Origin of the sequence: Paenibacillus sedimenti (genome assembly GCF_014534655.1) — a bacterium.
GTDB lineage: Bacteria > Bacillota > Bacilli > Paenibacillales > NBRC-103111 > Paenibacillus_E > Paenibacillus_E sedimenti.
In genome coordinates, this window is sequence record NZ_JACVVD010000001.1 from 382616 (window position 1) to 404849 (window position 22234).

Annotated in this window: 16 protein-coding genes and 1 pseudogene; 16 read left to right on the forward strand and 1 reads right to left on the reverse strand. The window is 45.6% G+C overall.

Going from position 1 to position 22234, the window contains the following annotated elements:
• The first annotated feature begins 108 nt into the window (after positions 1 to 108).
• Both ICC18_RS01180 and ICC18_RS01185 read left to right on the forward strand, forming a co-directional pair.
• Positions 109 to 1290 (forward strand): hypothetical protein, encoded by a 1182-nt coding sequence (locus ICC18_RS01180; RefSeq protein WP_188172553.1) that lies wholly within the window; start codon positions 109 to 111, stop codon positions 1288 to 1290.
• Between the two features lie 49 nt (positions 1291 to 1339).
• On the forward strand, positions 1340 to 2443 hold the full coding sequence (locus ICC18_RS01185; RefSeq protein ID WP_188172554.1) for a threonine aldolase family protein: 1104 nt from the start codon (positions 1340 to 1342) through the stop codon (positions 2441 to 2443).
• Positions 2444 to 2474: 31 nt separating this feature from the next.
• Here the strand turns inward: ICC18_RS01185 and ICC18_RS01190 are convergent, their stop codons facing one another.
• Entirely contained in the window at positions 2475 to 3356 is an 882-nt protein-coding gene (locus ICC18_RS01190) for a helix-turn-helix domain-containing protein (RefSeq protein ID WP_188172555.1), read from the reverse strand.
• Positions 3357 to 3628: 272 nt separating this feature from the next.
• Here ICC18_RS01190 and ICC18_RS33525 point away from each other — a divergent pair.
• From ICC18_RS33525 to ICC18_RS01260, 14 genes and pseudogenes are all read left to right on the forward strand, one after another.
• Positions 3629 to 3730: pseudogene (locus ICC18_RS33525) on the forward strand (DUF2961 domain-containing protein); the annotation flags it as partial.
• Positions 3731 to 3877: 147 nt separating this feature from the next.
• On the forward strand, positions 3878 to 5257 hold the full coding sequence (locus ICC18_RS01200; RefSeq protein WP_188172556.1) for an ABC transporter substrate-binding protein: 1380 nt from the start codon (positions 3878 to 3880) through the stop codon (positions 5255 to 5257).
• Positions 5258 to 5327: 70 nt separating this feature from the next.
• Positions 5328 to 6209: a carbohydrate ABC transporter permease gene (locus tag ICC18_RS01205; protein ID WP_188172557.1), complete on the forward strand. Its 882-nt coding sequence runs from the start codon at positions 5328 to 5330 to the stop codon at positions 6207 to 6209.
• 16 nt (positions 6210 to 6225) lie between these two features.
• Positions 6226 to 7071, forward strand: a complete 846-nt coding sequence (locus ICC18_RS01210; protein WP_223192242.1) for a carbohydrate ABC transporter permease — start codon at positions 6226 to 6228, stop codon at positions 7069 to 7071.
• A 529-nt stretch (positions 7072 to 7600) separates the two neighbouring features.
• Positions 7601 to 8944: a NosD domain-containing protein gene (locus ICC18_RS01215; protein ID WP_188172558.1), complete on the forward strand. Its 1344-nt coding sequence runs from the start codon at positions 7601 to 7603 to the stop codon at positions 8942 to 8944.
• Between the two features lie 460 nt (positions 8945 to 9404).
• Complete coding sequence (locus ICC18_RS01220) at positions 9405 to 10679, forward strand: glycoside hydrolase family 32 protein (protein ID WP_188172559.1); 1275 nt, start codon at positions 9405 to 9407, stop codon at positions 10677 to 10679.
• A 340-nt stretch (positions 10680 to 11019) separates the two neighbouring features.
• Positions 11020 to 12363: a glycoside hydrolase family 68 protein gene (locus ICC18_RS01225; RefSeq protein ID WP_188172560.1), complete on the forward strand. Its 1344-nt coding sequence runs from the start codon at positions 11020 to 11022 to the stop codon at positions 12361 to 12363.
• A 59-nt stretch (positions 12364 to 12422) separates the two neighbouring features.
• Positions 12423 to 13760, forward strand: a complete 1338-nt coding sequence (locus ICC18_RS01230) for a glycoside hydrolase family 68 protein (protein ID WP_188172561.1) — start codon at positions 12423 to 12425, stop codon at positions 13758 to 13760.
• Between the two features lie 189 nt (positions 13761 to 13949).
• Positions 13950 to 15302: a PTS transporter subunit EIIC gene (locus ICC18_RS01235; RefSeq protein WP_188173183.1), complete on the forward strand. Its 1353-nt coding sequence runs from the start codon at positions 13950 to 13952 to the stop codon at positions 15300 to 15302.
• On the forward strand, positions 15289 to 15795 hold the full coding sequence (locus ICC18_RS01240; RefSeq protein ID WP_188172562.1) for a PTS sugar transporter subunit IIA: 507 nt from the start codon (positions 15289 to 15291) through the stop codon (positions 15793 to 15795). Before ICC18_RS01235 ends, ICC18_RS01240 begins: the two co-directional genes overlap by 14 nt.
• A gap of 31 nt (positions 15796 to 15826) precedes the next feature.
• Positions 15827 to 16702, forward strand: a complete 876-nt coding sequence (locus tag ICC18_RS01245; RefSeq protein WP_188172563.1) for a PRD domain-containing protein — start codon at positions 15827 to 15829, stop codon at positions 16700 to 16702.
• A 148-nt stretch (positions 16703 to 16850) separates the two neighbouring features.
• Positions 16851 to 17129: a hypothetical protein gene (locus tag ICC18_RS01250; RefSeq protein WP_223192243.1), complete on the forward strand. Its 279-nt coding sequence runs from the start codon at positions 16851 to 16853 to the stop codon at positions 17127 to 17129.
• On the forward strand, positions 17116 to 19416 hold the full coding sequence (locus ICC18_RS01255; protein ID WP_312029462.1) for a helix-turn-helix domain-containing protein: 2301 nt from the start codon (positions 17116 to 17118) through the stop codon (positions 19414 to 19416). The genes ICC18_RS01250 and ICC18_RS01255 overlap by 14 nt, the downstream gene beginning before the upstream one ends.
• A 179-nt stretch (positions 19417 to 19595) precedes the next feature.
• Complete coding sequence (locus ICC18_RS01260) at positions 19596 to 22202, forward strand: exo-rhamnogalacturonan lyase family protein (protein WP_188172566.1); 2607 nt, start codon at positions 19596 to 19598, stop codon at positions 22200 to 22202.
• Positions 22203 to 22234: the final 32 nt, after the last annotated feature.

Consider the following 22234-nt stretch of genomic DNA (forward strand, 5'->3'; position numbering starts at 1 on the left):
AATTAAGTTATTACGTTCACTTGATCGATGAGGTGGGGAAAACTGTCTGATCATTCTTGGAAGGCAATTGCGGCGGAAGCTGTCCAAAACGGGCGGGATGTGATCGGCATGCACCTCACAATAACGGACGGCTCCGGCAAAACAATGGACGGAATAACTGACGAATTGGTGGCAGCTTTGCAAAGCCTCATCTATACGCTGGATGACCGCTGGAAGGGAAATAGAAGGAAGCCGCCGGCTGTTGTACTCGGTGATAATGCTTTCTACGAGACGGCTCGCGGACACAACTCGATCCGGCTTGCATCGTACGGCACGGCTGACCTTTTCGGGATTACACCGGCCACGAGAGCAGCAGCCGGCATGGCCCAATTGATTAGCGATACCCGGGACTTGGAAATACTTCGGAAACGGCTTGTGATGATGCCCGTCAATACCGTCTTGGCTTACGAGCGGTTTCTTAAAACATTGCTGAAAATCCCGGCTTCCGTATATATGGAGTGGGCTGCTCCTAACGGTGAGCAAAAATCTGCAGATCTGAACGGCCAGCAGCTGCAAAGAGGCTGCGCGTATATCAATGAAGTCACCGTATCGGCGGTTTCTATTCATGTTAAGGGCAGCTTAACCGCAATGAACCTGGCAAAAAGAACATTCCACATGGAATCGGAAGACGGCCATTTTTATAAAGGACGGCTATCTGATGGAGTCCGGCAGCAATATGCTCTTGAAGATAATATCATAGTGCTGCCTGTCAAGGCGGAGGCAGTGATCGAAAGACGAACAACCTTTCAGGCTAGCATCAATACGGAGTCTTTCGTTGATACCCTTATAGAGCTTGATACGGATGTGGGACTAGACGTCCAAGAAACTTTATATTCACTAAAGGTGCTATTCGGCCGTTTGGATGCGTTCGCGGAGCGCGATAATGATTTCGTTTCTAGTCCGGGCATCTCGATCGCTGACTATACGCAGCTTTCTGAAGTGATTGATGAGCTGGTTTACAGTAATCCGCTGAAGGGGGCACGCCGTGCGCTGGATCCCGCAGATGTTATGGAGACGCACGATCTCTTGGCAGCGGGAAGGCCGATCTTCAGGCTGGTGAAGTTCAGTACGCAAATGCTTCCTGTAAATGATGACTATACGGACGAATACAATTTAAGCTTGAAAGATGCGGCACATTGGAAGGGCTCCGGCGAGCTAACCAAGCATTTTGCTGCCGCCTATCCTGATATCCTGAAATTGCTGGTACGGATGTCGAACATGATTCATGCGCTCGAGGAAGCCGCAAAGTGAACTTGATGTTCAAAGCAGGGTGCATCAAAGGAAGGGAGCCGCATACAAGATGAACGGAAATCATTCATTATTAGAAGCATTTAATCAAACTACCTATCCATTAGTCGGTCATGGCAAAAGAAACATTCAAATATTGAAAGATGCATTGGACGATACGGATGGGAATCTGGACAGTGATATGTATGGTGCAGGTAAGCTTATAAAAGAATTTCAAAATCGTATTGCGCAGTATTTAGGCAAAGAATCCGCCGTGTTTTTCCCTAGTGGAACTATGGCACAGCAAATCGCCTTACGAATTTGGTGTGATAAGAAAGGGCTAAAAAAGGTTGCCTATCATCCCTTATGTCATTTAGAGATTCATGAAGAAGACGGGCTGAAGGAATTGCACCAAATCGAGCCGATTCTATTGGCAGATACAAGCAGACCGGTTCAACTGGAAGATGTACTGAGCATGAATGAGGATATTTCATGTTTATTGCTGGAATTGCCTCAACGCGAGATTGGCGGACAATTGCCGGATTATAGCGAGCTTGAAGCTATCTCCGCTTATTGCCTGGAAAAAGGGATTAAGTTACACCTGGACGGTGCAAGACTTTTCGAGATACTTCCCTATTATCAAAAGTCAGCTGCGGAAATCTGCAAGCTTTTTGATAGTGTTTATGTTTCATTCTATAAAGGGATTGGCGGGATTGCCGGAGCGATTCTTGCTGGCGACGATGCTTTTACAAAGGAATCAAAAGTATGGAAAAGGCGACACGGCGGTGATTTAATCAGCCTTTATCCTTATATCATCAGCGCAGATTACTATTTCACGCAAAGGTTGCCTAAAATGGGCCAGTATTACGAAGAAGCTAAAGAGTTGGCTGGTTTGTATAATCAGTGCCATGCTGTTGTAACAAAGCCACCAGAGCCTGTTTCGAATATGTTTCATGTTCATATTGATTTGCCAAAAGAGAAACTGGAGGCTATTTTAATACACATTTATGAGGCAACGGCAATCGGTTTAACCTCTTACTTAAGAGAATCCAGCGAGACCGCCTGCTCTTTCGAAGTGAATATCGGTGATCGGTATGCACATGTTCCCAAAGTGGGGATAATAAAAGCTTTTCAAATGCTCGATGAGAGGATAAAAGAAACCTCAGGTCTTCATTGACCGGAGGTTTCTTTGTTTGTAGACCGAAAAATTATGAGTTAGATCTATTCTTTTTACGATAAAAAGAAGGATTAACGCCTTCAATTTTTTTGAATGCTTTACTAAAAGAATGAATATCCGGAAATCCGATAAGTTCCGCAATTCGTTTTAAAGGTTCATCAGTAAACTGGATCATCTCTCTTGCTTTTTCGATTCTCATTAATTGGTGATATTGGATAGGACTCATCCCGAATGTTTGATTAAACAGGGTGATCAAATAGTACTTGCTGATTCCGGATATTTTGGCCAGTTCATCTAAAGTCACCTTTTGACCAATGTTATGCTTTAGAAAAATTCTGACTTGCTCCAGCTCATTGATATTGGAAAGTATGTGAGGATTTTTGTTCCAATAGTTCTCGCGTAATAATGCGGTGAATAATTGAGTAAATAATCCTTTCATATTCAATTCATAAAATGGCAGCTTCATTTGAAATTCTCGTATAATTTCAAAAAGTATTTTCTCGATAGCTAAATGATGCCGCAACCGTAAATGACTAGCCAAAGGAATCGTTAATCTGTCAATCTCGTCGCTTCGGAACCACTTCATTTCATCGTTCGTCATATGTTCAAATGTTTTAAAAGAAACTTTGACATCGGGACTATCTTCTTGATAGAACAAATCAAAATGTAAATGGGGTTGCCGAACTAAATCTGTTCCGACTTTGCTAATCGAATGCCTTTGTTTGGGGCGAAAGAAAAAGATGTCGCCCGGTTCTCCGAAATAAACATCATCCTCTATAATCACTTTTAATCTGCCTTCTTTGAGATAAAGGATCTCATAGTCAAATAATACTCTTTCCTCCAAATACCAAGGAAATGAAACATAGCTATCCATAGCAATTCGTAAATAAGGCGACAGATTGTGTATGTTCAAGTATGAGCCTCCCACCGCAATATTTGACAAATTAATAATAATTTAAGCCAACGACAATGCTGCAATATTAGTATATCATTGGTTTTGTGGAAAAGAAAACGTTTAACTGCGAAAAGAAAACGTTTTACCGAGAAAATCAAACATTTTCAAGAAACACAATTTTGGATAATCAAAATGAAAATGATGGAGGAATTGACTATGAACGCTGGCAACCAAATAGTCCTTTAGGATGACTACCATTTATTAAAGATGCACGCAGTCTTCGTGAATTAGTGTGGCCGCCTTCTTTGCACGGTACAGGTACAGAGGATTATTTTAATGCAGCTTGGGGATTTCCTAGCGGAGAGTATGCTGCTCCCTACCATGGAATTTCATTAGGAAGCGATGTCCAGGAGCATTTTGGTAAATGGAGCTTATATCGTTTCCACGCAGCCGGAATTGCCGGCGCTGGAGAAAAGATTGCCTCGCAGATGGCCAGAGCATGGTTTATGGGATCGATAATAATAAGGGGGTAACTTTCTATGAAATTAAAAGGTAAATTATTATCCGGTAGTCTTGTATTATGCATGTCTTTTTCAGCGATATTGGCTGGCTGTTCCAGTAATGAAAAGAACCCTGAAAGCTCTGCGTCCAATAAAGGACAACAGACTTCTGAGAAAGGCGCATCTGGCTCGTCGGATAAATCCATTACGGTTCTGGTTGAGGGCGGAAGTCCGGCAAATACGGTCGCCAGCCAGACGGCTGAAGAATTCAAGCAAAAGACCGGCTATGAAGTGAAAATTGAGACGGTTCCCTACATCGGAGTTTACGATAAATTAAACGTAGAAATGAAAGCGAATTCAGGAGCGTACGATGTCGCCACGATCGATATCCTGTGGTTTCCTGCTCTGGCCAAAAACTTGGTAGCCATGGATGACATCATGACAGACGAAGTCAAAAATGATTTTGTGCCAAATGTAGTTGACGGCGGTAAAGTAAACGGTAAAATTCTGGGCATGCCGGTTTGGACGAATTCCAAAATTTTATTGTATCGAACGGATCTGTTCAATGACCCGAAGGAACAAGAGGCATTTAAGGCTAAATATGGATATGATTTGAAACCGCCAACGAATTGGCAGCAATACAGGGATGTCGCTAAGTTCTTTACTCGTGATACCGATAGTGATGGGAAAATTGAACAATATGGCACAGGCATATTAGGAATGAATAACGGTGATTCGGTTGCCAGTTGGTTGGACCATGCTGCGCAAGCAGGAGCCAAGCCGCTAGTTGTAGGCAAAGATAATAAAGCTTTAGTCAACTCGGAGCCATATGTAAAAGCTCTGGAATTTGAAACAAAGATTTTGCGTGAAGATAAGTCTGCGCCGGAAGGTGCGCTGAACATGGCCTCTTCTGAAATTTCTGAAATGTTTTGGAATGGAAAAATGGCGATGATGCTGGAGTGGGCTCATTTCTTTGTCCCTTCTAATGATGCAAGTAAATCGAAAGTAGCGGGGAAAGTGGGAGCGGCACCCATGATTGCCGGGGATTCCGGAGTAGGGGTAGTACCTGGACCTTGGTATCAAGTCATCCCGAGCACGTCCAAAAAACAAGATATCGCCAAACAATACGTGAAATTTATTTATGAAAAAAATGAATTGTTTATGAATGCATTGGGTGTGGCTGCACGAAAATCGGTCTTTGAGAGTTATGGCCAAAAACCGGAATATGCACACCTGAAAGCGCTTGAAACTACGCTGGCCGGCAGCAAAACACAGAATCGCCCGGTATTGACACACTGGAACGAAATCGAAAGCGAAGCCTTAGTCACTGCGATTCAAGTAGCTCTCTCAGGAAAGGAAACACCACAAGCAGCATTAAACAGAGCAGCAGCGATAATTAACGAGATACAAGGCAGATAAGCGGGAATTAGGGGCTGTGGTTCAAGCCCCTTTTTTAACCGCATTCAATTCTCGCAGAAGGATGATGGATATGTCTTCAAGGGATCAGAAGTTTTCTTTCTTATTTTTTTTACCGGCTTTCGTTTTCATGATCTTGTTTTTTGTTTACCCGATGCTGCTGCTTTTTAAGGATAGTTTTTTTGACGATGAGGATCCTTCCAAATTTATAGGTTTACAGCATTATACGAAGGCACTCACTTCGGATACCTTCTATCAATCTTTGTCTAATACGATCGAATATGTCATCGGTGCAGTAGCAATTGAGTTGATATTAGGCATGATCCTTGCGCTTTTGCTGAGTACTGGGTTCAAAGGCGCCAACATCATTCGGACTTTACTACTGAGTCCGTTAATGATTTCGCCTTTGGTTTGCGGGTTAATATGGAAGTTTATGCTGAACGACCAATTTGGCATTTTAAATGTCATTTTATACAACATCGGTTTGGTCAAGACTCCTCAAAGTATCTTGTGGTTATCTGACAGCAAGTACGCGCTAATCTCCTGTATGATTGCCGACGTATGGCTTACCACACCATTTATGATGCTGATCCTATTAGCGGGTATACAAGGAATACCTGAAAGTTTATATGAAGCGGCGCGCATTGACGGAGCCAATAAGTTTCAGAACTTCTTGCATATCACGCTGCCGAGTTTAAAACCGGTCATTGTCGTTGCAGTTATCATACGTATCATTGATGCGGCTAAATCATTTGATATTATTTGGGTAATGACACAAGGCGGTCCTAGCGGGTCCTCTTCGTTAATAAGTACATTAATTTATAAATCGGTAGCCAGATACAATCAAGAAGGCTATGCAAGCGCAATGGCTGTAATCTTTATGATTATTTTGCTGGCCATCTGTTCATTCTTTTTTAAACAATTCTGGAATCCAACTAAGAAAGCGGTTCGATAGAAAGGAGATCAGCAAGATGGTTATAACCATGAGTAAACAAAAATCCAGAGTTGCCGGGTTATTTGTACTCGTTATCTCATGTATCTTTTTGATTGTTACATTATTCCCGTATGCATACCTTGTGTTATCTTCATTGAAACCGCCAAGGGAAGTGATCTCCACAAACCCGTCGTTTTTTCCTTCTGTTTTTACTTTATCCAATTATAATGCCCTGTTTCATCAATTGACCATCGGCAAATATTTTATTAACAGTCTTCTAACCGCATTGGCAGGGACACTATTGAGTGTTTTTCTGGGATCATTAGCTGCTTATGGCTTAACCAGGTTTTCATCAAAGCTCGGGAATTTGTTTTTGCTGTTTACTTTAGGGGTGCGTATGACGCCTCTGATCAGCGTTGCAATACCCTTGTACCGTATTATTGGGCAATTAGGTTTAATGGATACAAAAATAGCATTAGTCTTAGTCTACACCAGCATCAACATTCCGTTTGTCATTTGGATGATGATTGGTTTTTTCGACAATTTGCCCAAAGAGCTTGATGAATCCGGGCGTGTCGACGGCTGCGGAATGTTTGGAACATTTATGCGTATTATTTTGCCGATCTCGCTGCCTGGATTAGCAACTACCGCAATTTTTAGCTTTATGCTTTCTTGGAATGATTTCTTATTCGCGTTGCTTTTAACAAGCACTTCGGCTAAGACGGTGCCAGTGGGAATTTCAGAGTTTTTAACAGCATACGGTTTGGATCTAGGCCCCATGACGGCTGCGGCAACCCTATTTAGCGTGCCTGTCATGCTGTTTTCATTCGTCATGCAGAAATACATTGTTAGCGGAATGACGATGGGTGCCGTTAAAGAATAGAGACTGAATACTGCAAAAAAGAGTGGAGGATACACGGATGCTTTACGATCACCATACTTTTCATAATCTTATGTTGGCTAAAGCCGAGCTGCCGTAAGTAAGCGTCGGCTAGGCCCTGCAAGCGCAGTTTGCGTAGGATGTTTAGCATTCAGAACCTCCATTACGAATATTGGGGCGAAACGACATTGTTGGTAACCACGCTGTTTCGCTGGAATCGATTAGTGCAACAATTTGTTTGCCCGAGGTTCCTGGTAATAGGCGGCGCCGCAAACATTCTCATGTACAAGGCGTGGGAACTTCAGGCAGGGAGAGAGGAAGCTCTAGTTGTTCCAGACCTTTTTCAAGAATCGACTTTAGACTTTTGTAGGAGAAGGCACCTATGGCAACGGCCCTTGCCGCTGCTGCTTCTGAGCGAAAATAATCAGAAAAGCTGCAGGAAAAGCACGAATTCGTAAGGCTTTACTTCCAGCTATATCAAGGAAAAAGTAGTGTATGAACAAACACACTAAATTGATAGGAGAATTTATTTATGGCTAGTAAAAATTATTACGACGTAACAGAGTGGCCTGTCGGTAATCCGTATGAGGATATTGGTGAGGTAATTAATAGCATTATAGCAGATATTAAAAGTAGGCAAACGTACACTGATGTGAATAAAGGTGGAAAGCCGGGTTCGGTTATCTATATTCCACCGGGAGATTATCATCTTGGCAGTCAAGTAGTTATAGACATCAGTTATCTTAAAATTATGGGTTCTGGACACGGGTTTACATCTTCGAGTATTCGTTTTAATACTTCTGAGAATGAATGGGCGGATTTGCATGAATTGTGGCCGGGAGGAAGTCGCATACTCGTAGATATTCCCCTAGAAGTAAATGACGAGGAATATAAAGGAGCTGCATTTTATGTTGAACGAAGTGGAAATCCCCGAATAAGTTCGGTAGAGTTTTCTGACTTTTGTATTGATGGTTTGCATTTTATTGAAGATGGTTCAGGAAAAACAAATCCGGAAAACACATACACTAACGGGAAAACGGGTATTTATGTTGCAAGTGCTTGTGACTCATTTCGGATTACAGGCATGGGGTTTGTGTATTTAGAGCATGGAATTACTATTTATCATGCAGATGCACTGACTATACATGATAATTTCATAGCTGAATGTGGTAACTGTATAGAACTACGAGGTTGGGGACAGGCTTCAAAAATAACCGATAACTTGATAGGAGCCGGTTTTAAAGGATATTCAATTTACGCTCAAAATTTTGGTGGACTTTTGATTACAGCGAATAATGTTTTTCCACGAGGTGCGAGCAGTATCTATTTTGATGGTGTGACACGTTCCAGTATCACAAATAATAGACTTCATTCATTTTATCCAGGAATGGTGGTATTCAAGGGAAATTGTTCGGAAAACTTGGTTTCTTCAAATCACTTTTTACGTGACCATGAACCTTGGACTCCTTTTCTGGGAATAGACAATGGTTTAGATGATTTGTATGGCCTCCTCTATATCAGTGGCAATAATAATTCTGTAATTGCTAATCACTTTTCTGAAGGAATTAATACTCAGAACATCAAGCCGGTAGGTGCAACACCTGTAATCATACGTATTGTTTCGGGTAATGGAAATTATATTTCTAATAATCATGTTGTTGCCACGGAGGTTCATGCCAAGATAAGTGATTCTTGTTTCTCTGCGCAAGTAGACGCTTTGTTGACTACCGGAGCATCAGAGCCGCTTACCGTAACAACAGTATTGGTAGAAAAAGAATCGCTTCAAAATACGATTCTTGATTCGGGAAGTGATGCACAGGTTGTTATGGACAAGACTGTAAATGCATTCAGAGCCACTCCAACGCCAGGAGCATAAATAATATATTCAACTATGTTTTTGTGGTAGTTTTTGTTCCAAAGTTTCATTGCAAGTCGGACACTTGAATTATTTCGTTTGTCATTTAATTTTTGGGGTGCTTCCTAGCGATGGAAGTGCCTCTTTTTATAGTGTTTCCCATATTTGGATAAATGCCAATAAAGTAGACAGAAAAAAGGAATGTTTCTTTAGGAAGGCTGCCAGAAAATGTCTTCTTTTAAGTTTGGAGAAAGCATGACAATGGCAGAAATGGCATTAAATCCTTTAGCAAATTGACGGTATGTTATCTGCAGTCTTTACTGAAGGAATAAATATCCGGAAATCCGATATGTTCTCTATTCGCATTAACTGGTGATATTGGATTGGACTCATCCCAAATGTTTGATTAAACAATGTGATTAAATAATATTCATATGTTTTACCAGTTTCACCCGTATTCGGCTGAGTGGGGGCCGATGAATTGGGACATGCAAAAAGCAAAGATTTGGTCCATTGGGAACACCTGCCTATCGCGCTTGCGCCAAGTGAAGCTTATGATTTCGACAAAAAAGGCGGATGCTTTTCCGGAAGCGCTGTTGATGATGATGGGATACTAACTTTGATCTACACCGGCACGGTTATAAATGAGGGGCGTGTCATACAAACCCAATGTTTAGCTTCCAGTACCGATGGCGTAAAATTTCAAAAATATGTAGGGAATCCGGTTATCTCTGTTCCGCCGGAAGAGAGTTCCTCTGATTTTAGAGATCCGAAGGTATGGAGACACGAAGATAAATGGTATATGATTGTAGGTTCAAGTAAAGACGGGAAAGGCAGAGCTCTACTATATCGGTCGAATGACCTGTATGCATGGGATTATGTAGGTGTGTTGGCTGAAAGTGACGGTACGTTGGGCACGATGTGGGAATGTCCGGATATTTTTCAGTTAGGCGATCGTTATGTGCTTATGTTTTCGCCAATGGGAATGGGTGAAAGGAAAGCGAGTTATTTAACAGGTTCATTAGACTATACGACCGGGAAATTTACTTGGGATTATTGCGGAGAAGTGGATTGCGGGTTCGAATACTATGCTCCACAATCTTTCCTTGATGATAAAGGAAGAAGGATTATTATAGGTTGGCTGAACGCTTGGGATTGGTTGCCGTGGTTTAAGTCGTTCGGCCCGACAAAAGCCAATCATTGGTGTGGGGCCATGTCCCTTCCGAGAACGGTTGAATTGGATACAGACGGACGTTTGAAGTTTCTTCCAGTTGAACAATTGCAAACTTTGCGTACAGAACACTACGAATTGGAAAATGTATGGGTTGAGGAGGGACAAAGGTTCCTTCCTAAAGAAATGAATGGCGACTGTTTGGAAATCAAGGTCGTGTTTTCACTGGAAGATTGCGATGCGGAACAATTCGGAATGCGAGTGAGATGTTCTGAAGATGGTAGAGAAGAAACACTCATATCTTACGATGTCAACTCCAAGGTACTCCGTTTTGATAGATCCCGTTCAGATTCGTTTAGTGAAGGTGTGAGGACGTGTACGCTCGAGACAACGGAAAATGGATGGGTAGTATTGCATATTTTTGTTGATACTTCAAGTATTGAAATCTATGCAAATGAAGAGCGTACGGTAATGTCAAACAAAATCTATCCAGACCCTGCGAGTACGGGGATTGATGTTTTTTGCCGTGGAGGAAAGGTTGAAATGCTTTCATTGAACGTTTGGAAACTCGAATCGATTTGGTAAATGATCCGGCTATTGGCCGATGAATAGTCTCTTAGTTGCTCTTTTTATTTTAAGTCCGTGTCAAAACTACTGTTTTTTCACCTAGAAATGATAGGAATAATATACTATTGATATCAACTTTGGAATTGGGATAGAATGAGGGTGCAAACAAAATACGGCGGGATTGTTACTGTTAAGCAGGCAAGACCTAAAATGTTTTAAGAATGAACTGTACCGGTAGGTGCGTAATTCTTGAACGTTTTAGGTCTTTTTTTGTTGCAATTTGCTAAGCGGTTATCTCGAAGTTACACATTTGTTTGCAAAAAAAAGCCATCTGGCAACCAATCAAGGAGGAAATGTAATGAAAAGTAGACTTAAGTTTGGGAAATTGGCCTTGTGCGCAACAATTCTTGCAAGCAGCTTGGCAGCTATACCGGTTTCGGCGAGTTCACCTAGCGTGTCGGACGACTTCACCGCCATTTGGTCGCGCCAACAAGCTGAAAAAGTAAAACTTACAAGTGAGAATACTGCACCAGAAGTAGATATGAACTTTGATCTGGTTGCACCGGATCAATGGGTTTGGGATACTTGGCCGCTTCAAAACAGAGACGGTTCCCTTGCCACTATTAAAGGCTACAAGGTTGCATTTGCGTTAGTTGCTCCGCGCACTTACGGATGGGGCGAGCGCCATACGCATGCACGAATCGGCATGTTCTATTCGAAGAACGGCAAAGACTGGACCTACGCGGGTGTTCCTTACAACACCGATAAAGCGCTTGGTCATCATCAATGGGCCGGAACGGCGATGCTGGACGAGAAAGGAAAAGTGAACCTTTTCTATACGGCAGTAACCGATATGAACGCTAATGGCGGCAAAGAGTGGAATGAAGATAACTGGGTATTGCGCGCAGAACAACGCATCGCCACGGCGTCGTTCGACATCGTTGCGGACAAAGAGGGCATTCGTCTGACGAACGAAGGCGAGCACAAAATCATTCTTGAAGCGGACGGCAAATATTACGAAACGATTGAGCAGTTCCAAAAGCACGGCAACATCATTTCGGCGTTCCGCGATCCGTTCTTCTTCCAGGATCCGAACACCGGCAAAGAGTACATCATTTTTGAAGGCCAGTCCCCAAATACGACCGTGAAACCGGAAAACATCGGCGATGAAGAGTACCGCAAAACTCACAGCGTACCGGACAGAGCGCAATATTACAACGGCAATATCGGTATCGCGGAAGTGCTTGACCACGACGTCACCAAGCTGAAATTGCTGCCTCCGCTGATTGAATCCGTTGGCACGAACCATCAGTTGGAGCGTCCGCATGTTGTAGTCAATGGCGATGAGTATTACCTGTTCACAATCAGCCATACATTTACTTACGCACCTGGTCTGACAGGTCCTGACGGCGTGTACGGCTTCTACGGCAAAGGAGGACTCCGCGCCGACTACAAACCAATGAACGAGAGCGGTCTGGTCATCGGCAATCCGGCTAACAACCCGTATCAAGCGTATTCCTGGTTGGTGCTCCCGAACCAGCAGGTGATCAGCTTCATCAACGAACCTCGTGATGCAAACGGCAATGTCCAATTCGCCGGTACTTTTAACGCAACGGTGAAAGTGAACCTGAACGGTGACAAATCGGAAGTCGGCAAAGAAGGAAAAGCCGGGGAAATCAAACCTTTCGGCGCTAATCGCTAGTCGCTAATCGTCAAGTACCGATAAAAGTTCGATAAACGAAAACCGAGAGGAGTCATACAATGATTCGAATTAAAAAGAAAGCACTAACGGTGTTCGCATTGGCTACAAGCATCGTTGCATCCAGCATTGCCACGCTGCCTGCGTTTGCCCAAGGCGGAGATCTGACTGTGAACTGGACGCGCGAAGAAGCTTCGAAAATTGAATTGAATCAAGACAATACTTTGCCTTATACTGACATCAGCAAGCTGGAAAAGTTTGCGCCTGGCTATCACGTCTGGGATACGTGGCCGCTGACGGACCGTGACGGAAACATCGCCTCGATCAAGGGCTGGAAAGTGATCTTTGCGCTAACCGCTCCGAACGATGTATTGCCGGGGAAAGTGCACGATATCGCGACCATCCGCTATTTCTACTCGAAAAATGGCAAGGACTGGACCTTGGGCGGCGAATTGTTCCCTCATGGAAGCGCGCTTGGTCAACGCCAATGGGCCGGATCGGCTATGCTTGACGGAGACAAAATTCATGCGTTCTACACCGCGACGGGACGTGAAGGACAGGCCCAACTGACTTACGAGCAGCGGATCGCTACGGCTGAAGCCAAGGTTGTTGCCGACAAGAACGGGGTTCATTTTGAAAATTGGGGCGCGCATCACATTATTTTGGAACCGGACGGCAAGTACTACCAGACAAAAGAGCAAGCGCAGCAGGGAGAAGGCGGAGGCTATGCGTTCCGGGATCCGATGTGGTTCAAAGATCCGCAAACAGGCAAAGAGTACCTATTGTTCGAAGGTAATTCCGGCGGTGCAGTAGGAGAAAGACAGTTCAAGCCTGAATATGCCGGAAGCACCGAGTATCTGCAGCAGCATCCTGTTCCGGCAGGCGCCGTTCACGCTAACGGCAACATCGGTATCGCGGAAGTCATTAACGGCGATGTAACGAACTTAAAAATGCTTCCGCCTCTTATTGAAGCCAATTATGTCAATGAAGAGCTTGAGCGTCCGCATATCGTTGTCAAAGATAAGAAATACTATCTGTTCACGGACAGCCACATCAACAAATACGCAGAGGGTCTTCAAGGACCGGACGCGCTGTACGGGTTCGTTTCTGATACATTGATCGGCGGCTATCAACCGCTGAACGGAAGCGGTCTGGTTTTAGCCAATCCTCTGGAAAATCCTTACCAAGCGTATTCCTGGCTGGTTACACCGAGCTTGAACGTTGTCGGTTTCGCGCATTTCGGCGATCTGGGCAATCTGTCGATCGGCGACGTCGGCAATCAATCTCCGGAATACCAGTTCAGCCACTTCGGCGGTACGCTGGCTCCGACAGTGCAGTTGTCCATCCGTGACAACACGACGAAGCTAGAGAAGACACTACCTCAAGGCTGGATCAAGTAAAACCGTCAATCAAAAATGAATAATCGCAGTAATTCAATGAGAAGGCTGTTGACGCTCACGTCAATAGTCTTCTTCATCGCGTTTCCGGCTAGTACAGTCATATTCATTCATGAAAGCCCGATACTGTCGAAAAAAAGGAAATGATAACGAATATTATAAGGACAATGCCATTCACTAGGGGGGAGAAAGATCAAGTCCGATTTACAACAAATTGCCCACAAGCTGCTGCTATTGTTAGGGGGGAAGCCTAATATCGTTGATGTCTCCCACTGCGCGACCCGACTTCGGATCACTGTTCATGAAGACAGTAAAGTGAATACAGCCGAAATCGAACAAATGAGCGGTGTTGAAGGGGTATTTATCCGAGGCGGCCAATACCAAATTATTATCGGAACCGGCACTGTGAACAAAGTGCATAGGGCACTGATGGAAGCCTACAATAACGAACCGGAAAAACCCGCTGATGCTGACCATTCGGTTGCGGTGAAGAAAAATCGGAATCCCGTTGTTGGCTTGTTCCAAATACTGTCCCAAATTTTCGTGCCGATCATCCCGGTGATCGTAGCCGGCGGATTATTGACGGGAATGCTCGGTATGATGAAGGTATTCCTCTCTGGGGCACCGGATAATGATTGGATCAGAATGCTTGGCATTATTTCGAGCTCATCATTCATCATCCTGCCGGTGCTGATCGGTTTCAGTGCCGCCAAAGTGTTCGGCAGCTCGCCGTTTATGGGGGCGATCATCGGCGGAATTTTGACTCATCCGTCACTGCAGGATTCGATGGGACTCGCTCAAGGCACAGTGATTCCCATCCTGTTGTCCGTTTACCTGATGAGCATGCTGGAAAAAGGATTAAGAAAGATCATTCCTTCAGCGTTGGATCTGCTTGTCGTGCCGTTTACGACGATTTTGATTACAGGAACGGTATCCGTCTTGGTACTCGGCCCGCTGGGAACATTCATTGGCAGTTTCATTTCCGGTGCATGTTCGATGATTTATATGAAGGCGGGAATGATAGCCGGTTTCTTGTTCGGAGGGTTATATCCGTTGCTTGTTTTGACCGGTTTGCATCACAGCTTGAATATGATCGAAGCGGGGCTATTAGCCGATCCGACAATCGGTGTCAATTTCTTGCTGCCGATCTGGTCAATGGCAAATGTTGCTCAGGGCGGTGCGGGATTGGCCGTATTTTTTATGACACGAAATCAAACGTTGAAGAGAACCGCCATTTCCGCCTCGCTCACATCGTTTATGGGTATTATTGAGCCCGTTATTTTCGGGGTTAATTTAAAGCTGATCCGGCCGCTCGTCGGTGCCGCCGTCGGCGGGGCGTTAGGGGGCGCCTATGTGGTATTTGCGCATGTAGCGGCGAACTCGTACGGTTTGACCGGCATACCAATGATAGCTATCATTGCCCCGCTTGGAATGCTGAATCTGCTTCATTATTTGATCGGTTTTTGCCTTGCGGTCGGTTCCGCATTTTTAATCACATTACTATTAGGCATCGATGAAGAGAGAGGATCCAATGAAGTTAAGTAAGTGGTTGGGTATAAAAAAAGGGCAAATGGAAGAGACTATTTGGTCACCGCTCAGCGGCAAGGTGCTTAAACTAGCGGACGTGCCGGATCCCGTATTCTCCTCGATGCCGCCGGAATGCGGGATTGCGATCGATCCTGCAGCGGGAAGAGTGCTCTCTCCAATCGACGGAGAGGTGGTGGCCATGCTGCCTTCCAAGCATGCGGTTGTTATACGTTCAGACAGCGGCGTGGAATTAATCATTCACATCGGCCTGGACACCGTATCCATGAAGGGGGAAGGCTTTCATGCATTTGTAAGGAACGGAGATCGGGTCACAGCCGGTCAGCCGTTGATCGATTTTTCCCCGGATCTGGTTATGCGAAAGGCGACAAGCACGATTACTCCGGTTTTCATCATGAATCCGGAAGTGGTCGATTGGCTTGACATACAGATACCGGACCTTGCACAAGCTGGCATAACGCCGCTAATGAAGTTCCGGTTAAAGAGGTATTGACAGAAGACGATGATAAGAACCGGGAGGAATTATGAAAATCAAACGAATTCTGAACAACAACGCGGTTGTCGTCAATGACGGAGATGAAGAACAAATTGTGATGGGAGCGGGTATCGGATTTCAGAAAACGAAGAACGATCCGATCGACCCGTCACGAATCGAAAAAGTTTTTGTAATGAAAGATGCAACCAAATACCATAAATTTGAACAAATATTGGTTACGCTCCCGGAAGAGCATATTCAGGTGGCGGAAGAGCTCATTTCCCATGCCGAAAGCGAGCTGGGCGTTGTGCTGCACGAGCATATTCATATTGCACTAACCGATCATCTGTCCTTCGCGATCGAACGGTTGGCGAAAGGCATGGTCATTCAAAATACACTGCTGGGTGAAATAAAAGTGCTATATGCCAAAGAGTTTCAGATCGCCCGATTTGCGCAAAATTTGATTCAAGAGAAAATCGGTATTGAAATCCCTGAAGATGAAGTCGGTTATATTGCCCTGCACATCCATACGGCAAGAATCAATGCGGGAAATATGGCGAAAACAATGGATATTACGACCATGATCAGAGATATTATCGATGTGATCGAACAAGAGTTAAATATCCGTATATCGGATGAAACGGTCTCTTACGAGCGGTTGGTTACATTTTTGCGTTTCGCAATCCAACGTTCGAGCGGGGAAGAGGCTTTTCACGAAATGGAACCGGACATGGTTCGTATCATTAAAAACAAGTATCGCCGATCATTCGCATGCGCCCAAAAAATCGGTGAATTTGTGAGGGAGGCGTACAATTTTGAATTCCCGGAAGAGGAATTGGCTTACATTTCGATGCACATCCAGAGGATATATTCGAGATTCCTTAGAGCGCAAGACGATTCCATACTCTGTGAAAAAGATGTTTGAATGCAGCTTTGCCGCCGATTAATTCAGCAAAACCAATGTGAAGGGGAATTACCGCGTGCTGCGGATGATATTCGCTTTCGATTTCCCGAGTTAAAAGTTCTACCGCCGTCTGGGCCATCTTCCACTCATCCTGCATGACATAGGGGATATGGGCTGGGCGATTTCGGGATCGTCAAAGGAGATGAGCTCCAGCTCGGGCGTATCCATCCGGACAGCTTGGAGCGATTGGTACGTCAACCGGGTCGTTTCGGCAGTCAGTGTGAAAGCAGCAGCGATGTGCTGGTGGGACTGGGTGTGGATGGAGCGCATCTGTAGTGATGTTTTTGATTCTTACAGACGTGAACTTCACAATCTATGGTATTATATGTCCAAGCAGATTATATTTAATATAAATGAATCAAGGAGGGAATATCGTGCTGAGAAGTAAGCGCTTCCGAAATAATTGGATATTAATTCTGATCATCTCCAGTATTCCCGGACTTATTTTCGGCGGCGTGATTTATTGGCTTGCTGGTGATCGCCTAGAGAATGAACTGCTCCAAATGCATAATAAACAGATTCAACAGAGGGCGGCTAATATTAACGAACAGTTCTCTTACCTGGAGACTTCGGTCGTACATTGGGCTTTCGATCCCAATTTCAATTATTCTCTGGCAAGTTTAAGCCTCTCACGCGATTTCGAAATTGTTCGTGATATCACCAAAACCCTAAACATAATGAAAGGTTCCAATCCGCTGGCTAAGGCAACGGAGCTGTACTTGGAAGGACAGTCTCCAGTACGGTTTCACCCGGATTACGAGGCATTAATGGATGCTGCGCAGATCGAAAGGTATAGACAATTGCTTTCGAATGACAACAAAGTTTTCTGGTTAGAACGTACGCTGCAGCCGGAGTTTTCAAGCGAAAACATATTTACATTTGCCATAAAAATACCTCAAACTGAACTAAACCCTTACGGAGTCATCGTAGCATCCCTTGACACTATGAAAATTGCCAACCTGCTCCAGACATTGACGCCTTATCACGATGGAAGCACGTTTCTGCTGCAAGAAAACGGCGTGCAATTGTTCTCCAGCTCGGGGAAAGAGCAACCTTCGCAGCTTGAAGAAGTGCTGAGGCATCAAGTGCTTGCCAGCAAGGCCAAATCAGGCTCATTCCTGTTCGATTGGAACCGTACGACATATACCGTTTCCTTCGGCACAATGTCCCGCATCAACACCGAGTGGACGTACGTCTCCGCTTCACCGATCAGCGCCATTACCAAGCCGGTGGTCTTTATATCCCAGCTGATTTTGACGTTAAGCATCGCGATGCTGCTGCTTGCGCTTGTTTTATCTTGGCTGGCTTCTAAACGGATCTATTCACCGATCGCGCAGTTAGTCAGCATGCTGACGGGGAATACGGCAATATCTGCGCTGGGGAAAGAACAGAATGACGATTTTAAACTTATTGAGAAAGAATGGTTGCATTTGACGCGCGAGAGCATGTCGCTTCAAAACAAACTGGAGCAGCAGCTGCCTCATCTCAAGGAGGGCTTCCTGCTGCAGCTCGTGCAAGGATATCTTTATTCGTACTCCGAGCAGGCTCTTCTGGAGAGAATGCGTAACTTCGGCTGGTCGGTGGACAATCAGCAATATGCCGTATTTTATATTCATTTGAGCGGCTTTAAGAAATTGGAAGGACGCTTCTCTCCAGGGGATGAAGGGCTTGTCACTTTCGCCGCCGCCAACATTACGATGGAGCTCGCAACGAGCCGTTTCGAACAAGCGGAAGTGATCAATTTCCACGATTTGTCCGTAGGTCTGCTCATCTTTATGCCGGAAGGAACGGAGCAGCGGGAAATGCTCAGAACCTTTAGCCAGGAACTGATGCAGGCGATTCATCACGTGCTCCACATGTACGTATCGGTCACAATCGGCAGTACGTCTTCATCCATCGTTCATGTGCCTTCCCGGTTTGAGGAAGCGACGCTGGCATCCAGCAGACGCCGCTATGAGAACCGGAACCTGCTCATCGATCTGGAATCTCCTGACGAGAATGATAAGCAGCCAAGCGAGATTCATTATCCTTTTGCACTCGAAAGAGAGATTATTCAATCGCTTCGAACAGGCCAAAAAGATGAAGCGAATCAGCTCATCCGGATTTTCTTGGAAGAGTTGATTGAACGCGGTGCCAAAGTGATCGACATTCACCAAGGCATGCTCCAATTGCTGGGCAGCATCCTGCATGCCATCCGGCTTGCAGGCTTGGATCCTAACCGCATTTTCCATTCGGTCAATTTGTATGAACAGCTGATGCAAATCGGAGACCCGCAAAAAATAATTGCCTGGTTTCACAATGAAGTCGTGAGTCCTTGCATGATGGAACTGGAATCTCGATCAGACGCGCAGGTGAAAAAGACCGTAGAAACAGCGATGGTTTATTTGCAGAATAATTATATGAAAGAAATATCGCTGGACAGCTGCGCCGATTATGCGGGCACGAACACGGTTGCGCTAAGCAAAGCATTCAAGCAGGTCACCGGTAAAAACTTCATTGATTATTTAACCGAACTGCGTATTGAAAAAGCGAAAGAGCTTTTGCGCGATACAGATTTGAAAATCAATGACATTGCAGAGAAAGCCGGATATCAGCCCAGTTATTTTAACCGGATCTTTAAGAAACAAGAAGGCGTAACGCCAAGTCAGTACCGGGAATTTCACAGAAATGAATAGTATAATGCCCGAACCGCCAGCAATGGCGGTTTATTTTTTGGCTGAAAAAAAGTCTTATTTCCGGAAAAAAGTGAGATCCACCGTCTAGTACGGTGTTTAAAAAAGTACAATTGCAGGAAATTTCCGCTGTTAATATGCTAGAATCGAGCACATCGCAATTCGGGAAGGGGTAATCGGAAATGGGACAGAAGAAGCAACTCCATGTCAATTGGTTGGAAGAACCGCTTACGAATCCTACTGGCGTTACATGGGGAGTTCCTTGGCATAGGGGGGAGTTGGATCGGTCGCAAGCCGGTTCTTTGGGCCTTATTGACCCGTCAGGGTCCACAGTGGAGCTTCAGAGTTGGCCTACCGCCTATTGGCCTGATGGCAGTGTGAAATGGACAGCGCATGCTGTTTCGTTGGATAAACCGGAAAGTGAAGGCTATATGCTGCAAGCTGCAGGAGAACATTCCTCAGTGAAACAATCGGAATCTCGCTTGAAGCTCATGCAAACGGATAACGAGGTGATCGTCGATACCGGTGTTATCCGATGTATTGTCGGCAAGCAGGGGAAGGCATTCATTCGAGCTTTATACCATGGGGAGAAACGGATTGGCTCGGAAGGCTCACTCGTCTGTCTTCGTGAAGAGCGCAGTCAGTCACCAAACGGACGCATCTTCCAAGAAGAAACGTTTTATGGCGAGGTCACATCCCTCAAGGTCGAACAGGAAGGACCCGTAAGGATTGTTTTATTGGCGGAGGGCGTACATTTATCAAAGGACGGCGAGCGTGCATGGCTTCCCTTCCGGCTTCGTCTCTATTTTTATGCTAACCAGGCTTCGATGCGGATCGTCCATACAACCTTGTTTAACGTCGATCCGCAGGTGGATTTCGTGAAAGGGCTGGGCATCACCTTTGGTTTGCCGCTGACTGCCCCGCTATACAACAGGTACGTTCGTTTTGCGGGAGACACCGGCTTTTTCAGCGAATCGCCCCGTCATTTATCGACCTGGCGGACAAAGGGCGTCTACGAGGATAAATTTCGGCAACAGCAAGCCGGAGAAGCGATAGAATTTGATCATGAGCAGGATGCCAAATTCATGTCCCTGCTGGATCATTCCGCCTCATGGGATTGCTATAAGCTAACACAGCTATCCGCCGATTCCTACTCCGTCGTCAAACGAACAAGCGATGCATGCAGCTGGGTAAAGGCGGTCAGCGGCAACCGTGCGAGAGGGCTCGTTTATGCCGGAGACGCTCATGGCGGGCTAGCAGCAGGTCTGCGTAATTTTTGGCAGAAGCATCCTTCGTCTCTGGAAGTGACAGGCATGACGACGGATGAGGCGGGGTTAACGCTCTGGTTCTGGTCGCCGGATGCGGCAGCGATGGATATGCGTCATTACGATACGGCAACGTATGTGGAATCCGCCTATGAAGGGGCGGAAGAAATGCGCAGTACGCCATATGGAATCGGAAATACGAACGAACTTATAGTATGGTGCTGTGAACAGACACCCGGTGACGCTGACTTAGCTTCCATGACCAGGCAAGTTCAAGCCCCGCTGCAGCTTATATGCGAACCCGTACGCTATCATGATACGAACGTATTCGGGATCTGGAGCCTTCCTGACCGCAGTACGCCGGCCAAAGCTTGGATCGAAGACCAGTTGGACGCACTGGCGGGCTTCTACAAGCAGGAGGTTGAACAACGGCGCTGGTACGGTTTCTGGGACTACGGAGATTTCATGCATACGTACGATCCTGCAAGACACAATTGGAGATACGACGTAGGCGGCTTTGCTTGGCAGAACACTGAGCTTGTGCCAAACATGTGGCTGTGGCTCTCATTTTTGCGATCGGGACGGTCAGATCTGTTCCGTATGGCGGAGGCGATGACGCGTCATACAAGTGAAGTTGATGTCTATCATTTCGGAGAATATGCAGGCTTAGGTTCCCGGCATAACGTTGTTCACTGGGGCTGCGGCTGCAAGGAAGCGCGCATCGCAATGGCGGGTCTGCACCGCTACTATTACTTTTTGACCGCGGATGAACGTATCGGAGATATTTTGGCGGAAGTGGCCGACGCGGATTTCTCCACCGTTCATATCGATCCCATGCGCGCCTATTTCCCGCGCGACGAGCATCCGACTCACGTCAGGAGCGGTCCGGATTGGGCGGCCTTTAGCTCGAATTGGATGTCGCAATGGGAACGTTTCGAGAATGATAAATATCGCGATAAAATACTTCAAGGGATTAAATGCTTGAAAGCAGCACCATTCCGGCTCTTGTCCGGTACAACCTTCGGATACGATCCAGAAACCGGGATTCTCTCCCATATCAATGATGGCAACTACGGGTATCATATGGTCATCTCCTTCGGCGCGCCCCAAGTATGGATGGAGCTTTCGCAGCTGCTCTCCGATCCTGAGTGGGATGACATGCTTGTTGAATTCGGAGCATTCTATTACCTTGAACCCGAAGAAAAGTTAGCCCGTACGGACGGGGTCATCCACCAGAAGCAATTCAGCTGGCCGATGTTCGCCGCATCGATGGCCGCCTACGCAGCCAACCGGCGAGGCAATCCGGAGCTGGCCGCGGAAACATGGCGCATCATGCTGGAGAGTCGCCTGCCGGGAGGCAGCGAGGACGCTACGCGTACCTATCAGGTGCCGGGGCTTGCGTATGTCCGTCCGATTCAAGAAATGCCGTACATCACCACCAACGTGGCTTCGCAATGGTCGTTGAATGCCATTATGTGCCTGGAACTGATCGGACACGAACTGCCGGAGGAGCTTCCGGTATGACGTCATTTCATTTAAGTTAAGGGAGGATCTAA

Coding starts and splice junctions, on each gene's coding strand:
- ICC18_RS01180 (WP_188172553.1), top strand. CDS start 109: ATGCACCTCACAATAACGGACGGCTCCGGCAAAACAATGGACGGAATA.
- ICC18_RS01185 (WP_188172554.1), top strand. CDS start 1,340: ATGAACGGAAATCATTCATTATTAGAAGCATTTAATCAAACTACCTAT.
- ICC18_RS01200 (WP_188172556.1), top strand. CDS start 3,878: ATGAAATTAAAAGGTAAATTATTATCCGGTAGTCTTGTATTATGCATG.
- ICC18_RS01205 (WP_188172557.1), top strand. CDS start 5,328: ATGTCTTCAAGGGATCAGAAGTTTTCTTTCTTATTTTTTTTACCGGCT.
- ICC18_RS01210 (WP_223192242.1), top strand. CDS start 6,226: ATGGTTATAACCATGAGTAAACAAAAATCCAGAGTTGCCGGGTTATTT.
- ICC18_RS01215 (WP_188172558.1), top strand. CDS start 7,601: ATGGCTAGTAAAAATTATTACGACGTAACAGAGTGGCCTGTCGGTAAT.
- ICC18_RS01225 (WP_188172560.1), top strand. CDS start 11,020: ATGAAAAGTAGACTTAAGTTTGGGAAATTGGCCTTGTGCGCAACAATT.
- ICC18_RS01230 (WP_188172561.1), top strand. CDS start 12,423: ATGATTCGAATTAAAAAGAAAGCACTAACGGTGTTCGCATTGGCTACA.
- ICC18_RS01240 (WP_188172562.1), top strand. CDS start 15,289: ATGAAGTTAAGTAAGTGGTTGGGTATAAAAAAAGGGCAAATGGAAGAG.
- ICC18_RS01245 (WP_188172563.1), top strand. CDS start 15,827: ATGAAAATCAAACGAATTCTGAACAACAACGCGGTTGTCGTCAATGAC.
- ICC18_RS01250 (WP_223192243.1), top strand. CDS start 16,851: ATGGGCTGGGCGATTTCGGGATCGTCAAAGGAGATGAGCTCCAGCTCG.
- ICC18_RS01260 (WP_188172566.1), top strand. CDS start 19,596: ATGGGACAGAAGAAGCAACTCCATGTCAATTGGTTGGAAGAACCGCTT.